Source organism: Bradyrhizobium zhanjiangense, assembly GCF_004114935.1.
In the GTDB taxonomy this organism is placed as follows: Bacteria; Pseudomonadota; Alphaproteobacteria; order Rhizobiales; family Xanthobacteraceae; genus Bradyrhizobium; species Bradyrhizobium zhanjiangense.
Window position 1 is genome coordinate 1,010,830 of the sequence record NZ_CP022221.1, and the last position, 24,962, is coordinate 1,035,791.

Below are 24,962 nucleotides of genomic sequence, written 5' to 3' on the forward strand. Positions count from 1 at the left end.
AAAACAGCTGCCGCAAGCGAACTAGCGACAACAGCCAGCCTCAATGATTGGGAATCAACTTGTCTCCTGGTCCTGCAGGCTCGCCGCAAATAACCGCGACGAGAATAGGTTGCAGTGCCTCTCGTTGCCGTTAGGTGGTCGTAGCTGTGTTGTCTACGAGGGAAGTATCGATGCTGGTTAAACCCCGATTGAGTCCAGTCATTGTAATGGATCGCATCGGCACGGCGACCATGACGCCATTGCGGTAAGGCGAGTTAACGGCAAAGATGAGCGCGTCGTGCAGCCAATGGTGCTGGACGTGATTCTCGAGCGTTCCCGATGCAATCGCCGCTGTGATCGCGTACTCGCCTGACTGCAGGCAGGGCAACTCGAACACGAAACTAATCTCGATCGTCTGGCCTTGCGTAATTTCGAGTTCTTGTCCTTTGTACGCTAGGTACGTGTTGTCGCCGAGCAAGGGTTGTCCGAGACGGTCCTTGATGTGGAAGCCCACGATTGGCTCAATGACGTCAACGAGAGCTTCGACTTTGATGGCTACGCGTACCTCTTCGCCGCCCTCAATCCAACCGAGATCGCGACCGTCAGGTTTTGTCAGGCGCACATCGGTGATTTTGGCGTCTCCGCTGCCGAAGGACGCAGAAGTTTCGTTGAATTCAAAGATCTCGAGCGATTGCGTGATTGCCGGGGCCTCGGCCTTCTTACCCGAAACCTTTGTGCGGCCCGAATGAACGGCTGCAGGTGTAAGCCCGATTGACTGCGCATAGACGGTGGCCATATAGGCCTCGCACACTTCCTTGGCGTCACCCGCGGCTTTCACCGTGCCAGCGTCGAGCCAGATCGCTTTGCTGCAAAAGCTCATCACCGATCCGATATCGTGCCCGCAGAATAGTACTGTACCTTGCTCTCTGAATCCCCGGAGCCAACGCATGCACTTCTGCTGGAAGTACGCGTCGCCGACGGACAATGCCTCGTCAACAATCAGCAAGTCGGCGTCCACATGCGCGATCACTGCGAATGCAAGCCGCATTGCCATGCCACTGGAGTAGGTCTTCACCGGCTGCTCAATAAAATCGCCGATGTCCGCAAACGCTATGATGCTTGGAAGCTTGGCCTCGATTTCAGGACCCGAGAGACCGAGCACGCTGGCATTGAGATAGATGTTCTCGCGGCCTGTGAAGTCCGGGTTAAAGCCGGAGCCAAGTTCGAGCAACGCTGCGACGCGGCCTTTTACAACAGCCGAACCGCTGCTGGGCGCCAGCGTGCCACACACGAGTTGCAGCAGGGTCGACTTGCCGGCCCCGTTACGACCAATCACACCCACGGTCTCGCCTGGTCCAACGGTGAAGGTTACGTCCTGCAAAGCCCAGAACTCCCGATAGTAGCGGGATGGCGTCAGGGTTTTGCCGACGACGCGGGCAAGCGGCGCGGCGGCACGTTGTAATCGGGGAACTATCGATTGCTTGAGACGATCGGGCGGAGAGTCGAAAACCTGATAACATTTGCTCAGCCGTTCGACTGTCACGAGGGCCTTAGAGGACATCGGCGAATCCTTTCCGCGTCTTCTGAAACCATGCGTAGCCGAGCCAGGCGAGCGCCGCCCCCGCGAGAGTAAAGATCGCGAGGCCCTGCCAGTCTGGCGGCTCCCCGTAGAGGGCAACCCCGCGCGCCTGTTCCACCGCAAAGGTGACCGGATTGAGGTACAACACCGTCCGGTACGGCTCAGGCACCGCAGTGATTGGATAGAAGATCGGGGTCATAAACATGCTTGCCATGGTGATGAGGCCCGTCAGCTGCATGAGGTCGCGCAGATAAACGCCGACCGAGCTGAGGAAGTAGACAAGGCCCAGCACAGCGAGCAGATAGGGCAGCAGCACCAACGGCAGGAGCGGCAGCGTCGGCGAAAATGTACCTGACATTGCGAAATGCACGATGACGACGATTGCCAGTCCGATTGAAGCCGTGACCAGAGCGTTCAGAACGGCAACAATCGGCAGAATCTCGAGCGGAAAGACCACCTTCTTGACGAACGAGGGGTTGCCAAGAACGATGGTAGGAGAGCGTGAGAGGGCTTCGGAAAAAATGCCATGCACGACCATGCCAATCAGGAGGGTGACCGTGAATGTCGCTTTCTGTGCCTGCTCCACTCCCCATCGAGACTGAAACACGACCCCGAACACGAACAGAAATACCAACGCCATGACAAGAGGCGTAACGACTGCCCATAGAACGCCCATGATTGATCCGCGATACTTCGCGCTGAACTCGCGCACCAGGAGGCGACCGATCAAACCTCGGTAGCTGAGCAGCGTTCCGACCATGCGGCGAGGTGAAATCGAATGATCAAGCATGCTGGCGGTCTTTCGCATCGCCGGCGGGCAGAGGTGCTGGCATGTCGTTGCCTTCTGTTGCGGCCTTCCGCCAGAACACGGCGGCGCCGTCTACCGGCTCTAGCCGCGACGCGATTCCGTGCTTTGCTCGGAAATCGTCGACCGCCTTGCGGCAAGGCTCCAAGATGTAGTCATCGACGATCACAAAGCCTCCAGGCGAAAGCTTGCCATAGAGCGCGTCGAGCGCCTGAATCGTTGACTCGTACATGTCGCCATCGAGCCGTAGCAGCGCCAGCCGCTCAATCGGAGCCGAGGGAAGGGTGTCTTTGAACCAACCCTCAAGGAAGCGAACCTGATCGTCGAGCAGGCCGTAACGGTGGAAATTCTGCTTCACCTCATCGAGCGGGACGGCGAGCGCGTCAAAGCTGTAATGCTTATCGCCGCGATCTTCTGGAAACGCCTCGTCGTCAGGAGGAGGCAATCCGCGGAACGAGTCTGCCACCCAAACCGTGCGACCGACGGCGTCGCGTGCAGCTAAAATGCCGCGCATGTAGATACAAGCCCCGCCGCGCCAAACCCCGGTTTCGATCACATCTCCTGGAACGCCCTCATCAATCACGCGCTCAAGCAGAGAACGCAAGTTACGCATGCGTACCACGCCGATCATCGTCAATGCCTGCTTCGGCCAGTCACGGCCAATCATACGAATGTTCGGATCGAACTTGGGATCTGACCAGGGGCTTGCAGCTGGATCTTCAGTCAAAAGGCCGACCAAGGCGCTCTCGAGCAGATCGAGATAGGCGCGGCCAATGGTGCCGACACTCTTGCCTACAAGGGTCGGCTTGATCAAAGATCGAAGTTGATACTCCAGCAACGACAATCTGCCGGTTATCAAGGCGGACTGATTGCTGTTGGCTATGTGCAGTGCCGCCGCCTGCCCCTTCAGTGCGCTGTTCTCGTCGAGCAACGCGGCTTGCCCTTCGCGCAGCCTTGCAACTTCGAGCTTGTGGTCCGAGGCCGCCTGCACCAGCAGCGCAATCTGCTGAAAATGCGCCGTCCGCGTCACCGAGTGTTCCTCGACGGATTGCTCCAGCCGGGCGATCCGCTCGATATGAGCTATCTGCGATTCCTGACGCTCAGCGAGCGACTTCTCGAGCACTGCAATCGTTTTCACGTGCGCCGCAGCGCTCGCCTGATATTCGAGAATCGCCTGTTCAAGCCTCGCGATCTGCCCGACGTGTGCCGTATGCGTGGCTTGGTTGTCGGCCACCATTTTTTCCAGCTTGGCAATCTGCTCAAGGTCTGCGGCGCGGAGCGCCCGATGCTCCATGGCGATCTGTTCAAGGCGGGCAATCTGCCCGACATCTGCCCTGTGCGCATTCTGCTGCTCAGCGAGCTGCGTCTCCAGGCTCGCAATCCGCTCAACATGGGCCGCGCGCGTGGCCTGATGCGCGACAACGTCCTGCTCCAACCGGGCAATCTGGTCAAGTTGAACGGTGCGTGTGGCTTGCTGCTCGCCAAGCACCTGCTCCAAGTGTGCAGCCAGTGCACGGTACTCAGGCGAAGTCAGGACAATCTGCTGCTCGATGCTTCTTGGCACGAGAGCGCGGTAGATGGCGTGCCGCGCCCGACTAAATAATCTACGCGCGAAGCCCGCTTGCGCTCTTATAAAGTAGCGCGCGCGGCGAAGCTGCGCTGCGACTGCAGTCGCCCCCGGAACCTTGCGCACGACGTGCCGAATGAATTTTTCGGCAACATATTGGCGAGGCATCAAGGAGACGATCCGGCGCCAGTTGTGAGCGACAAAGCGTAGATCACTGGTCTGACCTCGCGAGACTGCCACCCGGCACATTGTCAAGAATAAGCTTGTCTCGAATTCATCTCCCAGCTGAGACACTCCCCGCGCCATGCACACGCCCATTCGGGCAGCGTAGGCATCAGCGACGTTCCAGGCATAGGCAGGCTTGATATTTATGACGGAAAGACGAAAGGGAAGTTCGAAGAACAGTCCGTCGCCGATTAACTTCGAAAAGAAATCCATGTCCTCGCATATGTGCATATTCTCATTGAACCGTGCGTCGGTCGCCTTGAACATGAACGACGGCGTCGGAAATATCCTGTCAAGGGTGAGCAAGTAATCACGCGAGCTGTAGAATAGCTTCTGCTTAGGTGTAAAATCCTTGATGTCGAGCGCATTCTGCGAGTAAGCAGTCGAGACCGCCTTGCAATCAAACCCAAGTATGGCCGCTACTTGATAATCAATCTTTTTCGGATGCCAAAAGTCATCGGCATCAAGTAGTGCGATGTACTCGCCATTGGCAGCATCTAATCCGCAGTTGCGCGCATACGAAGCCCCTCTTCGCGCCGATGCATCGACTACTTTCAGCTCCCGACCGTGGGTCCGAGCAATAGAATGAACTTCGTGGAGGGCTTCGTCGCTCAAGCGAGCATTCGCCGCCAGTAGGACCTCAAGATTAGCATACGTCTGTTCGACGACGGATTTGACGGCACTCAGCAAGAGTGAATCGACCCGCAAAAACGGCACAATGACGGACACGAGCGGTTGTTCTTGCGGCCGCGGAACTTGCGAGTCGATTGCCAACCGCAACTCGCTGAAAACCTTCTCGCGTGCTGCCGGGTAGGGCGACTGCCACAAATGGTTGGCGAGCTTTGCCCAGTATTCAGCGGGGGAGTGTTCGTACGAGAATACACCGATTGAGGAGGCGTCGTCGATGAAACGTGACCACAACTGGTCGGACTCTCGCATGGCGAGATCGTGTTTTGCGAGAGTGTCTTGCTGTGGGTGTACGCGCGCGGTGACGAGGACGTCGTCATGATAGACAATGCTAAATCGTCGCAACAAACGATAGAAGAGATCGTAATCCTGCGTGGTCCGCAACGACTCATCGAACAGGCCGATTTCATTGAACGCTTTGCTGGGAATCAGGAGGCAGTTACCGTTTATCGCTCCGCGAAAGAGCCCATACAGTGGCTTCGACCCAAACTCTTCTACGTCGTAATAGTGTTGCGGAGAGATCCTGCCGGTCGAATCATCAAGAACGCGATATGAGCAGCACGCTACCTTTGGCGCACCGATCCCCGCAGAGACCACCTCTATCTGGCGTTCGATTTTCGTCGGATCATAGGCGTCGTCATGGCTTAGCCAGGAGAAGTAATCTCCCCGCATTTGCCGGATGCCCCAATTGAAGGCGCTCCCGCATCCTCCGTTTTCCTTTTCGAAGTATCGTATTCGTTCGCCGAACGACAGCGCCACCTCGCGGGTTGCCCCATGGTCTGTGGATCCGTCATTTACGACGATAATCTCGATGTTGCGGTAGGTCTGGTTCAACGCAGATTGAACAGCGTCAGCCAGAAAGTTCGCGCCGTTATAGACGGGGATGACAACAGAGACGAGCGGCTGCAGCAGCATTCGGCTCATACGCGTTCTCCCATCTCGATCGACGCGTTCGAGACGGTCTCACCCTGCGCTGCCGCCCGTAGCCGCTGGGCATTTTGTACGCGTGTCGCCCATGGCAACGGCCGCAACTCGGCTGCATCTTCAAAGCGGTAATATGTCAGACCGCGGTCGTCAAACAGCCGCTTGCATCCTGCCGCGTCGCTTAGACATACGGTGTAACCTCTCAACGCGGCGTATGCCGGAATCCAGTGAACGTTTGCGATACCTGGATAGGCCACGATGGTGTGCTCCGGATCCTCGATGTCCCACCAGTTTTCATCTGTTTCCGGGATGTCAATTTGAGGGGCAATGGACTGTACAATCTCCGATGCCTCGATCGACTGGAACTTCAAGCTGGGACCATAGGCTCTAAAATGAACTTCGTAGTCTCGGACGCGCGGCGTCAGTTCCGTCAGACGGTGAGGCTGGTGTATCCCGTCGAGTGGGCCCGCGTAAATAATATGTAATATTTCCCGATCGTCGCGCGTGCAGCCTCGACCAGTCGACCAAGGCAAGGACCGCGGCATAAACAGACACGGATCCAGAATAGCGACGTCACCCGTATGGCTAAGCTGTTCCGTGAATGCGGTTTTCTCCCGCTCGGATGCTGCCACTATCTCGTCCGCGACGCAGATCGACGATTGCTCCAGCTTGTGCCAGGCCCTAACGTAATCGAACAAGCTGGCGTGGTTTTCGTAGCTGGCTGCAAGCATTTGCGAGTTCATGCCGTGCAGTACGAAACGCAAGCGAACGCCAAGCATCCTTTTGACGATATGCGCGAAAGGGTAATATGAGGGCAGCTCGATCAGATCGATCGGGCCGGCGCCCATCGCCGAACGTAGATGCTCAAACCACGCGGCATGCTGGCTTAGGATTGCTTGCTCCAACAGGTCTGATCCGGCGGGTGTGGCCCCCGCGCCGGTTTGCGTGTTCGGGATTTCTCGAATGCCGCCTGGCGCGGCTGAGCCGGCGCCGAAGCAGCTGTAATTCTCGGCCATTGCCGTTGCTCGCGCCCTGTTGAAATAGAAGTGGCGGGCCGACTCGTTGGCCGCCGAGCAATAGTCACCAATCAAAATGTTCATTTCGAAAATTCTCTAGTTTTACCTAGTTCGAACTTGGGCGGGGTGCCACGAGTTTCACTCGCGCATTTGGTAGGTACGGAAACTCAAGGCAATCATCTGCATGCTCGAACGAAACGAGTGCAACGCGGCTTAACGCTATTCAGGCTATCTGCATCGACAACCGACAAGCGGTGGTGGCCACGGAGTGTGGCAGACACGAAACGGAATAAATAAAGGAGAATCTGATACAGGCGCGCGATTTGCCCGTATCTCGAGGAAAGCGAAGCGTTCCTGCTCAATGATTGCCGCGCTCGTGCGGCGCGACCATGTCTTAGAAGGCACGATCCCAAGGCCCACTGGATATACGAGATCCGACGTCGAGCCGCGGTTCGCCGAACGCCCACCCTCACGTCAAGCCCCCGCTACTCAAGCAAACGCGATGGGCACCCAATATTAGGACGCTAAGTTGCGGTCAACCCCGTGGCGCATCTCGGCGTCGAATGCTGCTGATGCTGAAGAGAATCAGCAACTGATCGCCGCCACGACGTCGCGTAGGGCGATCGCAGCTTTAACAAACATGCCGCGGCTTTCCCGCGCTTTGCGCAGCCTAATGCAGAATTACTGCGCGGTCATCCCAAGAAACGCGCAACGCAACCGCAAGTGTAGCGCTACGCTGAGCGGGCCCGCCAAGTTAGAGGCAACGTGGGATGGCAGCGTTCGTATGAAGCGTACGAATCTGTTGACGGGGCAGCGCACTCGGGTGCGCAATGAGATAGTCCGTACGCTTCGTACGTTGTTGTCGGAGTCGTGCGTCGCAATTTTAGTATGAGTGGCTAACCGAGGAGATGAGTTCAATTCATTCCTCGTGCTCGCTCGGTAGGCGCGACGGTCGAGTGTCGCGAGTACAGAGCTCGCAGAATTAAGAGTGGTTTTTGATTTGTTGGAGATCGCTCACGGGCTCGGCCCTTGTGAGAGCAGATGCTGACTTAAAAGTTTAGGTTAAGTGGAAGATGATGGCGGGGGTGGGCGCCATTACTGGTGTAGTCCGGGATGCAAGCCAAAGCGGCGGTGGCATGGCTGCCGTTGCGTTGTCTTTGCATCATGCATTGCTGGCGCAGCGAGTTGACGCTCACTTAGTCTGCGGACTGGCGCCGGAACAAGATGTCGAACATCTATACGTGGCGGGTCGAACGGTTGGCTCCATCGGAGTGCTTCCAAAGCAATTGCTTTGTGGCGTGATCCATATTCACGGACTGTGGACCCCTTTTGAGTACCTTGCGCAGCTACAAGCAAGGCGTAGCCGAGCCTTTCTGGTTATCAGCCCGCATGGTGCGCTGGCGTCTCGTGCACTGGATCGCAAGCGCCTAAAAAAGCTTGTGGCCTGGACTCTCTACCAGCGTAGAATCGTTCAGCGCGCCCATTTGCTGATAGCAAATTCAGAACAAGAGCACGATCATCTTCGAAGATCCGGGCTTACTCCTCCCATCGCGATCATTCCTAATGGAGTCGATGGGCCGAAGATTCCTGTCACATGGCCGGAGGGCGTCAGCGCGGAGAGGAAGAAGATTGTTTTGTTTCTTGCTCGCCTGTGTCCAACGAAGGGGATTCCCGACCTGCTGGAAGCATGGCGCGGCCTTGAGGATCGCCGCGGTTATGAACTGCATATCCACGGATTTGGCGACGCAATCTATCGTGCCTACCTAGAGGTGCGGATTCGACAGCTTGGTATTGGCGGCCACGTGAAGCTTCTCGGTCCACTCTACGACCGGGAGAAATGGGAGAAGCTTCACATCTCCTCCATCTATGTCCTGCCGTCCTACATGGAGAGCTTCGGGATTACGGTCGCCGAGGCACTTTCAGCCGGCCTTCCTGTCATCACCACCAGCGCAACACCTTGGGCCGGGCTTGCGGAAAAGAATCTGGGTTGGATTGTCGAAAATGACATCGGCGAGTTGCGACAAGCCTTGCAAGAAGCATTGTCGCTGTCTCCATCTCAGTTGAAAGCGATTGCCGATGAGGCGCGGTGCTACGCACAGCAGTTTTCATGGCCTGACATTGCCGCACGATACCTTAGAACTTACGAATGGCTTTGCGATGCCGGGCCCAAGCCTGAATGGGTCAGTTTAGTCTAATGCGTATTTTGATTGTGACTCAGTATTTTTGGCCGGAATCATTTGTTGTGAACGACCTGGTTCGATGGCTGACCAAGGCCGGGCATTCAGTGACGGTCGCGACCGGCAAACCGAACTATCCGACCGGCGAACTCGCACCTGGATATACGCGGGATAATGTCCAATACGAGACGTTCGCTGGCGCTCAAGTCATCAGAATCCCAAGCCGGCCGCGACACAAGGCTACGGCGCTCAATCTCGCCCTCAACTACCTGTCCTTCGCTTGGTCAGGTCTTCTGTGGTTCCCGCGGCTGCTCAAAAGGCACGAGTTTGACGTTATCCTCGTGCTCGCGATGCCGATAACGGCGGCGCTTCCGGCTATTCTTCTGCGCTGGCTCAAACGTTGTCATCTCGCGCTCTGGGTACAGGATTTATGGCCGCAGGTCGTGACATCGACCGGCTTTGTAGATAGCCGCTTCGTCGTAGTCACTCTTCATGTTCTAGTCAGATTCATTTATCGCGCCGCGGACACCGTTCTGGTCCAGTCAAACCAGTTCGTGGGGCCGATAGCCAAGATGATCCCAAAGAAGAGGATATTTGTTCTTCCGAATTTTGCTCCCCCCGGTGACGAAGAAGCTCTTCCATTGCCCCGTGCAATCGCGGGCTTGTTTCCCCGTCGGTTTTCGGTGGTGTTTGCAGGCAATCTTGGCAGAGCCCAGTCATTGTCCACGATCGTCCATGCGGCGCGTATTCTTCGGTTTTACCCTGAGGTCGTGATCGTCATTGCCGGAACGGGCAGCCATGCCGAGACGCTGAGACAGGCAATCGCTGCTGCTGAGCTAACGAACGTTCAAATGATCGGCATGCTGGATCGCCGCATGATGCCTGAATTGTTCAGGCGTGCGGACTGCCTCCTCGTGACTCTTGGCGATCATCCGGCGCTTAACGCAACAATTCCAAGCAAAATACAGGCCTACATGAAAGCGGGGAGGCCGATCGTCGGTGCTGTCAGCGGAGCGGCTGCGGATCTGATCGATAGGGCGGGGGTCGGCCTCACCGTTCAAGCCGGAGATGGCGCTGGCCTCGCGCAAAGCATTATCGCTCTGACGAAAATGCCGGCAACCAAACGGCTGGAAATGGGTCGAGCCGGCCGGGCGTACTACGAACAACACTTTAATGCCGATCAGGTGCTGAGCCGCCTACTGGGAATTCTGCAAAGGGGAATGAGTTGTCATGCCTAAAAGTAAGGTCCTAATCCTGGGCGCCAGCGGAATGTTAGGGGCGGCTGTATTCCGCTCCTTTCTTGGATGCGCCGATTTCGAGGTGGTTGGAACCATAAGGGACAAGGTTGCTCTAGGCTTCTTCTCGTCCGTAGCATCGGCGCGGCTGTTGCAACTGGATGTCCTTGACGAGGACGCGCTTGTCTCGCTGCTCGATCGCGAGCGTCCCGCTACGGTTATCAACTGCATCGGCCTTGTGAAGCAGCTTGCCTCAGCAGCCGACCCGCTGGTCACTCTACCGATCAACGCGCTTTTTCCGCATCGGCTAGCCCGCATCTGCTCCTTGATTGGTGCCCGTTTGATTCACATCAGCACCGATTGCGTCTTCTCCGGATCGAAGGGGAATTACACGGAAGATGATGTCACCGACGCTCAAGACTTATATGGTCGGTCGAAGCTCCTGGGAGAGCTCGTTGACTACGGCCATGCTGTAACGTTGCGCACGTCCATTATCGGTCGGGAGCTCTACAGCGCTCATTCGCTGGTCGAGTGGTTTCTTTCCCAGCAGGGCGCCGTCAAGGGTTACGCAAAAGCCATTTTTTCCGGGCTGCCGACGGCGGAACTCGCCGCAGTTATTCGCGATTTCGTCCTGCCGAGAAAAGAACTCGCGGGACTCTATCACGTCTCTGCGGCGCCGATCTGCAAATTCGATTTGTTGCACCTTCTCGCGCGCCAGTACGGAAAGCGAATTGAAATTCTGAAGGATGATCAGACGAAGATTGATCGTTCTCTGAACTCCGAGAAGTTTCGGAGAGAGACAGGCTATCGAGCGGCTGATTGGCCGGAACTGATCCAGCGATTGTACGAAGCTGATTTGCGTCGAGAGATGAACAATGTTTGACAACAAAACCCTGTTAATTACCGGCGGGACCGGTTCTTTTGGAAATGCCGTCTTGCGTCGCTTTCTCCACACGGAGATTGGAGAGATCCGCATTTTCAGCCGCGACGAAAAGAAGCAAGAGGATATGCGCACGGAGCTTAAGAATCCGAAACTTAAGTTCTTCCTGGGCGACGTGCGAGATTACGGAAACGTCCGTGATGCGATGAAGGGAGTCGACTATATTTTCCATGCTGCAGCGCTGAAGCAGGTGCCCTCGTGTGAGTTCTATCCGATAGAAGCGTTGCGCACCAATGTGATTGGCACAGAGAACGTGCTGCAGGCGGCAATAGAGACCGGCGTGGAGCGCGTTGTCTTCCTGAGCACAGATAAGGCGGTCTATCCCATCAATGCCATGGGACTGTCGAAGGCCATGGCCGAGAAAGTTGTCCTGGCTAAATCGAGGGTGGCCGGCGACACGATCATGTGTATCACGCGATACGGCAATGTTATGGGCTCCCGCGGCTCAGTCATTCCATTGTTCATACATCAGATCAAGAACGGCCTTCCCATCACCGTGACCGATCCCAATATGACGCGGTTCTTGATGTCGCTGGAAGAGTCCGTCGAGCTCGTCGTTCATGCGTATCAGCAAGGCAAGCCGGGCGATATTTTCGTGCAGAAGGCTCCGGCGGCCGCGATGGGTGATCTGGCGCTTGCGCTGAGAGAGCTGTTCGAGGCTGGCAATCCGATCAACGTCATCGGCACTCGGCACGGAGAAAAGCTCTTCGAGACGCTCATCGGACGCGAAGAAATAATGAGAGCCAGTCACTCAAACCGCTATTTTCAAATCCCGGCAGACAACCGGGACTTGAACTACGACAAGTTTTTTGTGGAAGGTGAAGTGGAACTCTCGAAGGTCGAGGACTACACATCTCACAATACTCATCGCCTCACCGTTGAGGGCCTTAAGGAGCGCTTATTGTCCCTCGATTTTGTGCGCGCGGAGCTGGAACGAGCGTCTGATCGGCCGGTTCACGCAGTAGGGCAGCGCCGCAAATGAAGGTGATGACATTGGTCGGAACGCGACCGGAGCTCATCAAAATGAGCCGCGTGATTGCGGAATTCGACGCCGAGCTTGATCATGTTCTTGTCCATTCGGGACAAAACTATGATTTCGAGCTGAACCAGATTTTCTTCGATGAGCTTGGAATCCGCAAGCCCGATCACTTTCTGGGAGTGAACAACGAATCGCCTGCGAAGGCGATCGCGGATGTCATAGCCAAGGCCGATGAGGTTCTGAACACGGAAAAACCGGATGCTTTGCTGCTCTACGGCGACACCAATACTTGTCTCGCTGTGATTGCCGCGAAACGGAAGCAGATTCCCGTCTTCCATATGGAAGCCGGGAACAGATGTTTCGACCAGCGGGTGCCGGAGGAATTGAATCGGAAGGTATTGGATCATCTTAGCGACATCAATCTCGTGCTCACAGAACACGCGCGTCGCTACCTGCTCGCAGAGGGGATCCGGCCGGAGACGATTATCAAGACTGGCTCTCACATGCAGGAGGTGCTTCAGTTCTACATGCCGAAGATCAAGGCGTCGGACGTTCTGACGCGGCTTGGTCTGGAAGAACGAAGGTTCTTCCTCGTGAGCATTCACCGGGAAGAAAACGTCGATAGCGTCGAACATTTGCGCGATATTTTGGGCACGTTACGGGATTTGGCAGCCACGTATGGATACCCGGTCCTGGTTTCCACGCATCCTCGAACCCGTAAGCGGCTCGATGCGCTCGGGGAGATGCAAATCGGTGATCGGATCGTGTTCGCGAAACCGTTCGGATTTATCGATTACATTCGTCTTCAAATGGGCGCACTGTGTGTACTCTCCGACAGTGGTACCATCACTGAGGAGGCATCGCTCCTCAACCTTCCCGCCATAACAATCCGAAATGCGCACGAGAGACCTGAAGGCATGGATGTGGGGACGCTCGTCATGAGCGGCCTGAAGAGCCAGCGCGTCCTGGAGGCCGTGCAGGTCGTAGTCAATCATCATCAAACAAGCGCCCGAACGTTTAAGACAGTTCCAGACTATGAAGCCGGTCCGGTCTCAAAGCAGGTGCTTCGCATCGTGTTGAGCTATGTCGACTACGTCAACAGAACCGTCTGGCACAAGGGTTCAGGCAGAGGATAAGCTTGTCAGGAAAGGGCGGATCAATGAGGAGTCTTCCTCGTCCGATCCGAAGCGTGCCTGTGCAGCTGCAGATGACGTTAGTAGCACGTAATCGGGCTTGCGACTTATCCCTCAGTTTAGTGTGAGCGTCGTTTGATCCCAACAGTTTAGCTGTATGCACATCCATCTTTGATGCGCAGTGAATCGCCGGAATAGACTTCAGTGGCTGCAGTCATCAGCCACCAACCACCGGAGAGGCTTCGAGCTGCCGTTCCCATCCCAAGACTAGAAATTGTTTCTTCCGATGCTCTCATTGTTAGCTCTCAAGCTCAACACCGCGACATCCCGACTTGCGACTGAAGCGTCCCTCGCGTGCACCACCTGGAGCGGCCCCGAGCTGGCCCGCGCGGAAAATCTGCGACGTCGGAAGATTGACGTCGCGGTGCTGGGCCTTGCGGTGGCATTACCTTGGTCGACCAGCGCAACCAGCATACTTGGGATCGCAATTCTTCTTCTCATTTGTCCAACGATCAGCATGAAGCGGCTGCTTGTTGCCGTAAGTCAGCCTGCCGGAGCTTTGCCGATTGCACTCGTTGCTCTTGCCGTCATCGGAACCCTATGGGCAACCGGGGTGCCTTGGCCAGCGCGGCTCGCTGCTCTCGACAAGATGATAAAGCTGCTGCTGCTCCCGCTCCTATTGCTGCACTTCCAGTACAGTCACAGGGCGACATGGATATTCGTCGCCTTTGTCGGATCGAACGTCATTTTGCTAGGGTATTCCTTCCTTGCGTACGCAGCGCCCTCACTTGCTATTGCTGAAAAGGTTGGTTACGCAGGCGTTCCGGTGAGAAATTATATCGACCAAAGCCAGGGATTTGCGTTCGTTGCAATTGCCTTGACAGGTCTCGCCTTCGAGGCGGCATCTTGGAAAAACCGCTATTCAGCTGCGGCGCTTGGAGCGACCGCTAGCCTGTTCTTCGCCAACCTAGCGTTCGTCAATGTCGCTCGGACTGCATTTTTTTACATCCCCATCATGTTGGTCCTGTTGGCGGTGCGCTACATGAACCGAAGAGAACTCGTTACGGGACTGATCGGAGCGGCGATCATTTGCGGGGGACTGTGGCAGATATCTCCTAACCTCCATCGAAAGGTCTCCACGATTTTCACCGAATTGGCTGTTCGGCCGGATGCGCCCATCGGAGAGATTGAGCCTTCGGCGGCCATGAGACTTGAATTTTGGCGCAAATCATTGCGGTTTTTCGAGATGGCGCCCGTCATGGGCCATGGGACTGGTTCGATCCGAGGTCTCTTCCAGCAAGATGCGATCGGTCAGGCAGGAGTGTCGGCCGTCGTCGTCAGCAATCCTCACAATCAGACGCTTGCCGCTGCCGTCCAGTGGGGCAGCGCCGGAATCCTCCTCCTTTGGGCAATGTGGATAGCCCACCTACGGCTCTTCTGGATCAGCGCCCCGGTTGCCTGGATCGGTATGCTGGTGACAGTGCAAAATATCGCAAGCTCGATCTTCAACTCCCATCTGATGGATACGTACGAGGGTTGGCTTTACGTTCTGGCGGTTGGAGTTGCAGGAGGAGAAGTGTTGCGCATTCAGAGTAGCAATCCGGTTCTTCATAACCCCGCGGACCGATCGCAGGCCGCTCAGGTGCAGTGACTTGCGGGCTTGTGGGTTATCAGCGTCGATTCGGAGTTGCCGACGTAACACATCTCTCTCGCCCCGCTTACAAAGGCGCCGCGGCTAAAACTGGATTATTGCGAGTTCATCTGATTCAAGCTTTAGGTTGCCAGATTCACAGGATGGTAGGGAAATGCAGCAATTTCCGGCCCATGACGAATATGAGCATGAAGGCAATTTGCAGAGCAATGCAGAAGATGAGGACTCAGCTAACAGGCCTGGCCGAACACTAGCAGCGTGCTTTATGCTGGCGCTGATCGGGAGCGGATCCGCACTTGGCTGGCATTCGTATGCCAGCGCAATAACGGCGCTCACGAGTCTCAAAGCCGAGAGGGACGCAGACACTTTACAGACGACTGGACAGCTAAGAGAACTGCAGACCTCGCAGGCACGCATCGCTGAAGCTGTTCAGCGCAACCAACAGACGGCCCAAGCTCAACAGGCCGAGATCAGGCGTCTTTCGGGCGAAATCTCGCAACTGGCTGCCGGGCTGGATTCGCTCCGAACCAACGCCCGCAGTATCCAAGCCGCAACACCGCCATCAGCTCCAAAGGCGCGCACCAGGAAGCCTGCATCAAAGCCCGCGGCCCATGAGACTGCACCGCCCGCGCCGCTCTCAATAACCCCCGAGGAGAACCAATAAGATGTTGGCCCGATTTCGGTCGACACAAGGATTCGCTCGAGGCGCGATTTGTCGCCTTGCCATAGAGCCGCGAGAAGCCCTGACCGGACCGGTCTTTAGGTTAGCGTGGCCAGCGAAGCGGAATGCGAGCCCCAGGGGCGCCGGAACACCCAGCCGGATGTGAGCCGCCGCGAAATGACGCGATCGGCCAACGGCTGATCTCGAATGAAAGACGCAGGTCAAGTGAGGCGGCTTTATTTAAGAGGTGGCTCTGGTTGTCGCGAAGGTTCTTTCACCTAGGCGGGGGCGGTCGGCCGCAATGGCTCAGGTGCACGGCTTGGATCCAGCACACGGCCAAGCTCATGCCTCGACCGGAGGACCTGTAAGATCGATTCTAGTGAGGGTTCTTCAGCCATGCGCCGCGTGTTCGAAGAAGCGAGGCCCAGCAATGGAGGCGAATCCAACCGAACCTCGCAGCCGCCAATCCCGCGGCGGGAATCGACTGCGATCCGGAGCGCCTTGCCGTGATCTCTGAAGAACGCCACCTGCTACAACCGCTTCGTGCGCAAGCGGACGGTATCTGGAGCCGACATCATAGATCTGCTTGCACTGGACACCAACGGCCGCACGCCGCCGAAGTCTCTCTCCTTTGGCACTCTCAATTCTACAGAACTCCACAGATTCTCTGCGACCTCGTCCTTGGGCGCCAAACCTCGGCAACAAGGCACTTGCTTGCCCGGACCGGTTGTGCGGTGCTACACCATCGCATTTTGAACGGGGCTGGTAACGATGCGCGGATTCAATTCCGATATCGAAGTCTTGCGCGCTAGTGCGATCGCAATCACTCTCGTTGCACACCTGCCGGCGATTGACACTGACTTGATCACGTGGACCGCATTTTTCTGGCTGGGGGAGGCGTTGATCTATTCTTTGCAATTTCTGGATTTCTGATCGTTGGACAGCTTCTCGAACTTCGAGACAGTGCACATTCGTTTCCAGCCTATGCCCGGATGTTCTGGATGCGCCGAGTATTTAGGCTGTGGCCGGTCGCGCTATTCTGGTCATGCATCACCCTCGGCATAGCTGTCGCAACTCACGAAAAAGACTTGGCCGAACTGTTTAGGACGTGGGTTTTTGCGACGCTCAATCTCGAAAATTAGTATATCAGCGCCTGTTCTCATGCAGCGCATCCTTGCTCCAAAACCGCCCTCTGGACGTATTGGAGCCTCTCTCTTGAGGAACAGTTTTACCTTATAGCGCCATTCGCGATATACGCGGTTCGCAAGGCCAAGGTGCTAGGCGCAATCTTCATCGTGATAGCAGTTGCGCAATTGTTCTCACACCGCCCATGGGGCAGCATCCTTTGGTTCACGAGAAGTGATGCGCTACTTTACGGCTCAACACTAGCTCTCGCCTGGCATGTGCACGGTGACAAGCTCACCCGGGCGTTCGCCATCGCACCTGCCGTGCTTCTACGCTCGGCAATCCTCGTGTCGTTGGCCTGCCTCATAATTCTCTCAAGGGAACAGATATCGACGTATTTCATGGGGCTCACCGTAAGCGCTAAGCGGGAACCCTTGCTTCGGGACTGGAATGGCTGTGCGAAGAAGCCTCCGGTTAGGACGGAGGCTTCGGATGGGATTGGACAGCAAAAAGGACGTCTATTTGGACGGCTCATCGGCGGTGTCGGTGAGCCGGCTGGAGATTCTTGAAGGGCCGTCAGGACGTCGTGTGCGGTCGGAAGCTGAGAGAGCTCGGATCGCCGCGGAGAGTCTGTTGCCCGGCGTCCAGGTGTCCGAGGTAGCGCGCAAGCACGGAGTGACGCGCTGGCAGGTCTACGATTGGCGACGGCGGCTTCGACAGCGAGGTATGTTGCCGCCGTGCGAGGCGTCTCCACCAACGTTTGCGCCGCTGGTTGTGGAAGATGCGTTGGAGGAGCGTCAGGCTCCGGCGGTCAAGCTTGAGATTGCGATCGGCGATGTCGTGCTGCGGACTGACACAGCCATAGATGCTGACCAGCTATCCCGGGTGATCCGTGCGGTGCGAGCGTCACGATGATCGCGGCCGGTGCTGATCTGAAGATTTACGTTGCCACGCGGCCGATCGACTTCCGCTGTGGCCACGACGGGCTTGCGGCGAAGGTACAGGAGATGCTTCGTCTCGATCCGTTCAGCGGCGCAGCCTTCGTGTTCCGATCGAAACGAGCGGACCGGATCAAGATTTTGGTCTGGGATCGAACGGGTCTGGTGTTGGTGCACAAACGCCTCGAAGGTTGCAAGTTCGTTTGGCCAACGATCGCGGACGGAGTGATGCGCATGTCGCCGGCGATGTTCGCTGCCTTGTTCGAAGGGCTGGATTTGAGATTGGTCCGCCCGGAAGAAGCACGGCGCCCGCAGGTGGCGGGATAACTGCGGCAGAATGACTCGGCAGCTATTTTGATCGTGGCACGGGCGGCGGCGATGTGCTCGAAATAGCGCATGAGCATCGCGACACTGCGCGACGAAAACGAACGCCTAAAGGCGCTTCTGGCGCAAACGCAGGCGGCCTTGAGCGAGCATCAGGGGGCACTGGCAGCATCGGAGGAAGCGCGGCGTCGGCTGGAGGTCATTCTCGGCGAATTGCGACGCGACAAGTTCGGCTCGAAATCCGAGAAGCTACGACCAGATCAGTACCATTTGCCGCTCGAAGACGTGGAGATCGCGCAAGGCATTCTGGACGCGGCGCAGGAAAGAGCCGAGAAGGTCATCCAGGGTCGATCGCGCAGCGATCCGGATCGAGGCTCCCATCGCAATCGCGGCTGTCTGCCTGCCCATTTGCCGCGAGTGGAACGGATCATCGAGCCTGCGAGCACGCTCTGTCCGTGCGGTTGCGGCGTCATGACGAAGATCGGCGAAGACGTCAGCAAGCGAGTCGACGTGATCCCGGCGCAATGACGCGTGCTGGTCACACGCCGCCCGAAATACATCTGTCGCCGCTGCTCGGGCCCTGTCGCGCAGGCGCACGCACCGGAACACGTCGTGCCCGGCGGGCTGCCGACCGAAGCGGCTATCGCTCATGTGATCGTCTCCAAGTTTGGCGACCACACGCCGTTTTATCGTCAGGCCGAGATCTATGCGCGTCAAGGCATTCGGCTTGATCGGGCGACTCTGGGCAACTGGTCCGGCCGCGCCTGCTTCCATCTTCAGCCCATCGCGGACCACATGCGCCGCCACCTGGCCATGGCGGATCGCCTGTTCATGGACGAGACCACGGCACCGGTGCTTGATCCGGGGCGAGGTCAAACGAAGAAAGGCTACTTCTGGGGGATCGCGTCAGACGACCGTGGCCACAGCGGTCCAAGTCCACCGATCGTGTTGTTCCGATATGCCCCCGGTCGCAGCGGCGCCTTCGCGGAGCAGTTCCTGGACGGCTTTGGCGGAAGCTTCCTGCAATGCGATGCCTATGACGGATATGACCGGCTGACCGAAGTCGTTCGACCGCAAGGGCCTTGGGCGTCTCGTGCATTGCTGGAGCCATTTGCGCCGGCGCTTTGTGAAATTGGCCCGCAACAGCAAGTCGCCGATCGCCGAGGCCGCCATTCGGCACATCGCCCAGCTTTACGCCATCGAAGCCATGGTGCGCGGCGCATCGCCGGACATCCGGCTGGCCGCGCGCAAGGAGCACTCGCTGCCTATGGTCGCCGCGTTGAAGTCCTGGTTCGAGAAACAGCTGTCGATGATCTCCAGCGGTTCGACGCTCGCCGAGGATATCCGCTATGCGCTCAATCATTGGCAGGGGCTGACCCGCTTCCTCGAAGACGGGCGTCTCGAGCTCGACACCAACCCGGTCGAGAACGCCATCCGGCCGATCTGCTTGACCAGGAAAAACGCGCTCTTCGCCGGACATGAAATCGGGGCGGAAAACTGGGCTTTGCTCGCCTCGATCGTCGCCACCTGCAAACTCAACGACGTAAACCCTGCTGCCTACATCGCCGAAACACTCGAGGCGATCATCGACGGCCATCCCCACAGCAGGATCGAAGACCTCATGCCGTGGCGATTCCGCAAAGCGTCAAGCCCGCATCAATAGGGTGACGGCTAAGCGCTTACGGCTCACCGTATTAGCCGCGGGCTTAACCGTAACGCTTTGCTCGGCAAATCGAGACTTAATCTCAAATTCGAATGCGGCGGCTGCCCTTCGGTTTATAGGCAGTCGATCTTACTCGATCTATCTTGTACACTTTCCGATCTTCCGCCTCATTCGAGACGTCGGAGTTCCATCTGACGTCCTAGCAATCGGCGCAGCTGTTTCGGCAAGCGTATTAGTTGCAGATCTGTCATTTCGCTTCGTCGAAACCCCGGCGCGAGCAATGGGGAGAGCACTTTCCGATCGCGCGGCGCAATATGGCGACGGAACTGCAAGGCGGCAGCTGCGTGGCTAGCTCTAATTGAGCAAGCTATTTCAGAGGTCAGAGTTCGATCAGCACCTATTCGATATAGCAAGTATTTTTTCTCTGCTCTACGCAGGCTCCCTACGACGGCTGAATACTTGTTGAACTAACCCGTTTCCTGCCTTTTCTATCCATCCCCGTCGCCAATCGTTTAGCGCGATTGGTCTTAGGGGGACGATCGTGGCGGGCACTCTACTCCATTCGGAAGCGTTCTCGCGTGGCGCGCGTATGCTGCGCACCGCGCTTGGTCCCGCGATCGCGACATTCCTCGAAGACCCCGCAATCGTCGAAGTGATGCTCAACCCCGACGGTCGGCTCTGGATCGACCGGCTGTCCGGCGGCCTGGAGGATAGCGGACGAACGATGTCCGCCGCCGACGGCGAGCGGATCGTGCGCCTGGTCGCGCACCATGTCGGCGCGGAGGTGCATGCCGAGAAGCCGCGCGTCTCGGCCGAGCTTCCCGAAACGGGGGAGAGGTTCGAGGGGCTTCTGCCGCCCGTCGTGGCGGCGCCTGCCTTCGCGATCCGCAAGCCTGCGGTTGCTGTCTTCACCCTGGATGACTACGCAGCGGCCGGCATCATGACGGCCGACCAGGCGGGCGTGCTCCGCGACGCAGTGGCCGCCCGCAAGAACATCCTGGTCGCCGGCGGCACCTCGACCGGCAAGACCACGCTGACGAACGCACTGCTGGCCGAGATCGCCGGCACCGCCGATCGCGTGGTCCTCATCGAGGATACGCGTGAGCTGCAATGCCGCGCCCCGAATCTGGTCGCGCTACGCACCAAGGATGGCGTCGCGTCGCTGTCCGACCTCGTTCGCTCCTCCCTGCGGCTGCGCCCCGACCGGATTCCGGTTGGGGAGGTGCGGGGCAGCGAAGCCTTGGAGCTCCTCAAAGCCTGGGGCACGGGCCACCCCGGTGGGATCGGAACGATTCACGCCGGCACGGCTCTGGGTGCGCTTCGTCGGCTCGAGCAGCTCATCCAGGAAGCCGTCCTCACCGTTCCCAAGGCGCTGATCGCCGAGACCATCGATCTCGTCGCAGTGCTGCGCGGCCGCGGCAGCGAACGCCGCCTCGCCGAACTCGCCCTCGTCGCCGGCATCGATCCCGCCACCGGCGATTACCGCGTCCAGTCGGCCGAGGCGGGCGGCCAATCCTCGCTTGCCAAGGACCCATCATGATCCAGTTCTCTCCCGTGATCCGTCGCGTGCGAATCCGCTTCACCGGGCTCGCAGCGATTGCCTTCATCTCCGTCGCTTTCGCGCCTGCAGCCTACGCCTCCGGCTCCTCGATGCCGTGGGAAACGCCGCTCAATCAGATCCTGGAGTCGGTGCAAGGGCCGGTCGCCAAGATCATGTCGGTCATCATCATCACCGTGACCGGCCTGACGCTCGCCTTCGGCGACACGTCCGGCGGCTTCCGCCGGCTGATCCAGATCGTTTTCGGCCTTTCGATCGCCTTTGCCGCCTCGAGCTTCTTCCTGACCTTCTTCAGCTTCTCCGGCGGAGCCTTGGTGTGATGGCCGGCATCGTCGATCCGGAGGTGCCGGGCTTCTTCGCGCCGGTCCATCGTGCGCTCATCGATCCGATCCTGATGGGCGGCGCGCCCCGCACGGTTGCCATCGCCAACGGCACGTTGGCGGCCGCGATCGCGCTCGGCCTCCACCTCTGGATTCCCGGAGCTCTGATTTGGGCCGTGGGCCATGCTGCAGCGGTGTGGGCGGCTAAGCGTGATCCGCAGTTCGTGGACGTCGTGCGACGTCACCTCCGCTATCCCTCCTATCTCGGCGCGTGAGGTTTCCATGCTGAATCTCGCCGAATACCGCAGCCGGGCGCATAGTCTCGCCGACTTTCTGCCCTGGGCCGCCTTGGTCGAGAAAGGCGTCGTCCTCAACAAGGACGGGGCGTTCCAGCGCACCGTGCGCTTCCGTGGCCCGGACCTCGACAGCGCAACGCCTGCCGAGCTCGTAGGCGTGACGGCCCGCCTCAATAACGCGCTCCGCCGTCTCGGCTCAGGCTGGGCGATCTTCGTCGAGGCCCAGCGTATCGCCGCCCAGACCTATCCGCACAACACCTTTCCAGATGCCGCGTCAGCGCTGGTCGACCTGGAGCGACGGGACGCGTTCGAGGAGGCAGGCGCGCATTTCGAGAGCCGCTATTTCCTGACCTTCGTCTGGCTACCGCCGGCCGAGGACGCTTCTCGCATCGAGGGCTGGCTCTACGAGGGCCGCGCCCAAAACGGCGTCGATCCTCACGAGCTGCTGCGCGGCTTCGTCGATCGCACCAACCGCGTCCTGCAACTGGTCGAAGGGTTCATGCCCGAGGTGGCATGGCTGGATGACAGCGAGACGCTGACCTACCTGCATTCGACCATTTCCACCCGGCAACAGCGCGTCCGTGTTCCCGAGACGCCGATGCATCTCGACGCATTGCTCGCGGACGAGCCGCTCGCCGGCGGCCTCGAGCCGCGCCTCGGCAGCCACCATCTTTGCACGCTCACCGTGGTCGGCTTTCCGACCGCGACCCATCCCGGAATTCTCGACGAGTTGAACCGGCTTGCCTTCCCCTACCGCTGGTCGACCCGCGCGATCCTGCTCGACAAGACCGAGGCGGTAAAACTGCTGACCAGGATCCGTCGTCAGTGGTTTGCCAAGCGAAAGTCGATCGCCGCCATCGTCAAGGAGGTGATGACCAACGAGGCCTCGACGCTGGTCGATAGCGATGCGGCGAACAAGGCCGCTGATGCCGATCTCGCCTTGCAGGAACTGGGCACGGACGATGTCAGTCAAGCCTATGTCACCGCGACCGTCACCGTCTGGGACGAGGACCGAGGTCTCGCCGCTGAGAAGCTGCGCCTCGTCGAGAAGGTGATCCAGGGGCGCGACTTCACCTGCATGGTGGAGGGGGTGAACGCGCTCGAAGCGTGGCTCGGCTCTCTGCCGGGGCACGCCTACGCCAACGTCCGCCAGCCTCCACTCTCGACCTTGAACCTGGCCCACCTGATTCCGCTGTCGGCGGTCTGGGCCGGGCCGGACCGCGATGAGCACTTCCGCAGCTCCCCGCTCTTCTTCGGCAAGACCGAGGGCTCGACGCCGTTCCGCTTTTCGCTGCATGTCGGCGATGTCGGCCACACCCTGATCGTTGGCCCGACCGGCGCCGGCAAGTCCGTGTTGCTGGCGCTGATGGCGATCCAGTTCCGCCGCTACCGGAAGAGCCAGATCTTCGCCTTTGATTTCGGCGGCTCGATCCGCACGGCGGCGCTTGCCATGGGTGGCGACTGGCACGACCTCGGCGGCAGCCTGTCGAACAGCGCCGAGGATTCAGTCTCGCTTCAACCGCTCGCAAGCATCGGCGATGCGGCGGAGCGCGCCTGGGCGGCCGAATGGGTGACCGCGATCCTCGCCAAGGAGGGCGTCACCATCGATCCGACCGTGAAGGAGCACGTCTGGTCGGCGTTGACCTCGCTGGCGTCCTCGCCGATCGAGGAGCGCACGATCACCGGCCTCACGGTTCTCCTGCAATCGACCGCGCTCAAGCAGGCGCTGCAACCTTATTGCGTCGGCGGCTCCTCCGGCCGCCTGCTCGACGCGGAGGCCGAGCAGCTCGGTTTTGCCTCGGTGCAGGCGTTCGAGACCGAGGGCTTGATTGGCGCCGGTGCTGCGCCTGCCGTCCTTACCTACCTGTTCCATCGCATCGAGGGACGGCTCGACGGCCGGCCGACCCTCCTCATCATCGACGAGGGGTGGCTTGTCCTGGACGATCCGGCCTTTGCGCAACAGCTCAGGGAATGGCTGAAGACGCTACGGAAGAAGAATGCGTCCGTCGTCTTTGCCACCCAGTCGCTCTCCGACATCGACGGCAGCAATATCGCACCCGCAATCATCGAGAGCTGCCCGACGCGCATCTTTCTGCCGAACGAGCGCGCGATCGAACCGCAGATCACCGCCATCTATCAGCGGTTTGGCCTAAACGATCGCCAGATCGAGATCATCGCGCGGGCGACGCCGAAGCGGGACTACTACTGCCAGTCCCGCCGCGGCAATCGGCTCTTTGAACTCGGCCTCGGGCCGGTCGCGCTCGCCTTCTGCGCTGCGTCTTCCAAGGCCGACCATGCCGCCATCGAACGGCTGCTCGCCGAGCACGGCCGCGACGACTTCACGGCCGCCTGGCTCGCGGATCACGAGCTGCTCTGGGCCGCCGATCTCATCCCTGACCTGACAAACCTGGAGGTGCAATCATGACGACTCATGACGTGCGGCGCGCTGGCTTGGCTGCTGCGACCGCTCTCTCGCTCACCTTGTCGATCTCGCCGCTTGTGACGGCGCCGGCCTCCGCGCAGTGGATCGTCTACGACCCCTCCAACTTCAGCCAGAACGTGCTGACCGCGGCGCGCGAGCTGCAGCAGATCAACAATCAGATCCAGATGCTGAACAACCAGGCCCAAAGCCTGGTGAACCAGGGAAAGAACCTGGCCAACCTGCCGTTGTCGACGCTGACCCAGCTCCAGGCACAGGTCGCACGGACCCAGTCGCTGCTGAGCCAGGCCCAGAATATCGCCTTCAACGTTGAACGGATCCAGACCGCGTACTCCAGCACCTACGGCACAGCGGCGGCCACTGGCTCCAATGCGACAATGTTTGCCGCGGCTCAAAGTCGTTGGCAGACCTCGGTGGGCGCTTTCGAAGACTCGCTGAAGGTGCAGGCCGGCGTCGTCGGCAATATCTCGACCAACTCCAGCGCAATGAGCTCGTTGGTCACCGCCAGCCAGTCCGCAAGCGGCGCCCTGCAGGCTGCTCAGGCCGGCAACCAGCTTCTTGCTCTGCACTCCCAGCAACTTTCCGATCTTGTCGCGGTTCTTGCCGCAAAGGGGAGGGCGGACGCGCTGGAGCAGGCGCGCGTGACGGCGACCGAATCGCAAGGGCAGCAACAATACAAGATCTTCTCGACGCGCAGCGGCTATCGGCCCGGCAACGTCACCATGTTCAGCGGCAACTGA

20 protein-coding genes and 1 pseudogene are annotated in these 24,962 nt (G+C 58.7%); 17 read left to right on the forward strand and 4 right to left on the reverse strand.

Annotated elements, in window-relative coordinates; genetic code table 11:
* Positions 1–130 precede the first annotated feature (130 nt).
* From XH85_RS04750 to XH85_RS04765, 4 genes are read right to left on the reverse strand one after another with little or no spacing between them, the layout of a single operon-like run.
* Entirely contained in the window at positions 131–1,540 is a 1,410-nt protein-coding gene (locus tag XH85_RS04750; protein WP_128930964.1) for an ABC transporter ATP-binding protein, read from the reverse strand.
* Positions 1,530–2,348: an ABC transporter permease gene (locus tag XH85_RS04755; protein WP_164940694.1), complete on the reverse strand. Its 819-nt coding sequence runs from the start codon at positions 2,346–2,348 to the stop codon at positions 1,530–1,532. Before XH85_RS04755 ends, XH85_RS04750 begins: the two co-directional genes overlap by 11 nt.
* On the reverse strand, positions 2,341–5,766 hold the full coding sequence (locus XH85_RS04760; RefSeq protein ID WP_128930966.1) for a TylF/MycF/NovP-related O-methyltransferase: 3,426 nt from the start codon (positions 5,764–5,766) through the stop codon (positions 2,341–2,343). Before XH85_RS04760 ends, XH85_RS04755 begins: the two co-directional genes overlap by 8 nt.
* Positions 5,763–6,866 (reverse strand): hypothetical protein, encoded by a 1,104-nt coding sequence (locus XH85_RS04765; RefSeq protein ID WP_128930967.1) that lies wholly within the window; start codon positions 6,864–6,866, stop codon positions 5,763–5,765. The genes XH85_RS04760 and XH85_RS04765 overlap by 4 nt, the downstream gene beginning before the upstream one ends.
* Positions 6,867–7,918: 1,052 nt before the next feature.
* On the opposite strand from XH85_RS04765, the gene XH85_RS04770 reads away from it, so the two are divergent.
* The 17 genes and pseudogenes from XH85_RS04770 to trbJ all read left to right on the forward strand — a co-directional run bounded on the left by XH85_RS04770 (position 7,919) and on the right by trbJ (position 24,962).
* Complete coding sequence (locus tag XH85_RS04770) at positions 7,919–8,977, forward strand: glycosyltransferase (protein WP_164940695.1); 1,059 nt, start codon at positions 7,919–7,921, stop codon at positions 8,975–8,977.
* Positions 8,977–10,197 (forward strand): glycosyltransferase family 4 protein, encoded by a 1,221-nt coding sequence (locus XH85_RS04775; RefSeq protein WP_164940696.1) that lies wholly within the window; start codon positions 8,977–8,979, stop codon positions 10,195–10,197. Before XH85_RS04770 ends, XH85_RS04775 begins: the two co-directional genes overlap by 1 nt.
* Entirely contained in the window at positions 10,190–11,077 is an 888-nt protein-coding gene (locus XH85_RS04780) for a dTDP-4-dehydrorhamnose reductase family protein (RefSeq protein ID WP_128930970.1), read from the forward strand. Before XH85_RS04775 ends, XH85_RS04780 begins: the two co-directional genes overlap by 8 nt.
* On the forward strand, positions 11,070–12,116 hold the full coding sequence (locus XH85_RS04785; protein ID WP_128930971.1) for a polysaccharide biosynthesis protein: 1,047 nt from the start codon (positions 11,070–11,072) through the stop codon (positions 12,114–12,116). Before XH85_RS04780 ends, XH85_RS04785 begins: the two co-directional genes overlap by 8 nt.
* The gene (gene wecB, locus XH85_RS04790) at positions 12,113–13,249 is read left to right on the forward strand and encodes a non-hydrolyzing UDP-N-acetylglucosamine 2-epimerase (RefSeq protein WP_128930972.1); all 1,137 of its coding nucleotides are present in this window, start codon (positions 12,113–12,115) and stop codon (positions 13,247–13,249) included. Before XH85_RS04785 ends, wecB begins: the two co-directional genes overlap by 4 nt.
* 271 nt (positions 13,250–13,520) lie before the next feature.
* Positions 13,521–14,897, forward strand: coding sequence for an O-antigen ligase family protein (locus tag XH85_RS04795; RefSeq protein ID WP_128930973.1), 1,377 nt, complete (start codon positions 13,521–13,523; stop codon positions 14,895–14,897).
* A gap of 154 nt (positions 14,898–15,051) precedes the next feature.
* On the forward strand, positions 15,052–15,561 hold the full coding sequence (locus XH85_RS04800) for a hypothetical protein (protein ID WP_128930974.1): 510 nt from the start codon (positions 15,052–15,054) through the stop codon (positions 15,559–15,561).
* Positions 15,562–16,427: 866 nt separating this feature from the next.
* A complete protein-coding gene (locus tag XH85_RS47780) occupies positions 16,428–16,700 on the forward strand; it encodes an acyltransferase family protein (protein ID WP_420837867.1) in 273 nt (90 codons plus the stop codon).
* 475 nt (positions 16,701–17,175) lie between these two features.
* Complete coding sequence (gene tnpA, locus XH85_RS04805; protein WP_128930975.1) at positions 17,176–17,598, forward strand: IS66-like element accessory protein TnpA; 423 nt, start codon at positions 17,176–17,178, stop codon at positions 17,596–17,598.
* Complete coding sequence (gene tnpB / locus XH85_RS04810; protein ID WP_128930976.1) at positions 17,595–17,948, forward strand: IS66 family insertion sequence element accessory protein TnpB; 354 nt, start codon at positions 17,595–17,597, stop codon at positions 17,946–17,948. The genes tnpA and tnpB overlap by 4 nt, the downstream gene beginning before the upstream one ends.
* A 69-nt stretch (positions 17,949–18,017) precedes the next feature.
* A pseudogene (tnpC, locus tag XH85_RS04815) lies at positions 18,018–19,608 on the forward strand (IS66 family transposase).
* A gap of 1 nt (position 19,609) precedes the next feature.
* Entirely contained in the window at positions 19,610–19,960 is a 351-nt protein-coding gene (locus tag XH85_RS47785) for an acyltransferase family protein (protein ID WP_164940697.1), read from the forward strand.
* Positions 19,961–20,197: 237 nt separating this feature from the next.
* Positions 20,198–21,148: a P-type conjugative transfer ATPase TrbB gene (gene trbB / locus XH85_RS04825; RefSeq protein ID WP_164940698.1), complete on the forward strand. Its 951-nt coding sequence runs from the start codon at positions 20,198–20,200 to the stop codon at positions 21,146–21,148.
* Positions 21,145–21,486, forward strand: coding sequence for a TrbC/VirB2 family type IV secretion system protein (locus XH85_RS04830; protein ID WP_128930978.1), 342 nt, complete (start codon positions 21,145–21,147; stop codon positions 21,484–21,486). The genes trbB and XH85_RS04830 overlap by 4 nt, the downstream gene beginning before the upstream one ends.
* The gene (locus XH85_RS04835; RefSeq protein ID WP_164940699.1) at positions 21,486–21,761 is read left to right on the forward strand and encodes a VirB3 family type IV secretion system protein; all 276 of its coding nucleotides are present in this window, start codon (positions 21,486–21,488) and stop codon (positions 21,759–21,761) included. Before XH85_RS04830 ends, XH85_RS04835 begins: the two co-directional genes overlap by 1 nt.
* Before the next feature lie 7 nt (positions 21,762–21,768).
* Positions 21,769–24,207: a conjugal transfer protein TrbE gene (trbE, locus tag XH85_RS04840; protein ID WP_128930980.1), complete on the forward strand. Its 2,439-nt coding sequence runs from the start codon at positions 21,769–21,771 to the stop codon at positions 24,205–24,207.
* Positions 24,204–24,962, forward strand: a complete 759-nt coding sequence (gene trbJ, locus XH85_RS04845) for a P-type conjugative transfer protein TrbJ (RefSeq protein ID WP_128930981.1) — start codon at positions 24,204–24,206, stop codon at positions 24,960–24,962. Before trbE ends, trbJ begins: the two co-directional genes overlap by 4 nt.